Source organism: Erwinia sp. PPS120, assembly GCF_047918655.1.
GTDB lineage: Bacteria > Pseudomonadota > Gammaproteobacteria > Enterobacterales > Enterobacteriaceae > Erwinia > Erwinia tasmaniensis_A.
The window spans coordinates 1-215 of sequence record NZ_JBLREF010000104.1 but is presented as its reverse complement, the minus strand read 5'-3'; the positions used below and the strand labels follow the sequence as shown (position 1 = coordinate 215).

Below are 215 nucleotides of genomic sequence, written 5' to 3'. Positions count from 1 at the left end.
ACATCCGCGTCGTACATCTCTTAGAAGGTGGCGACGATTTCTCGCGTGGTCATGCCTTTGGCGTACAGGGACAAAATCTGGCTGTCCATCTGGGTGATACGCGTCTGATTTTTCTTTATCAGTTACGGTTCGAAGGTGCTTTCACGATCGCGTGGCGTACTGATTTCAATCTCACCATCATCACAAAGGAAGATTTTTGACGAGTAGCCATTGCG

Annotated in this window: 1 pseudogene; it reads right to left on the bottom strand. The window is 48.4% G+C overall.

Annotated features, from left to right (window positions below):
* Positions 1-23: 23 nt before the first annotated feature.
* Positions 24-215, bottom strand: a pseudogene (locus tag ACLRGG_RS21320) (transposase); the annotation flags it as partial.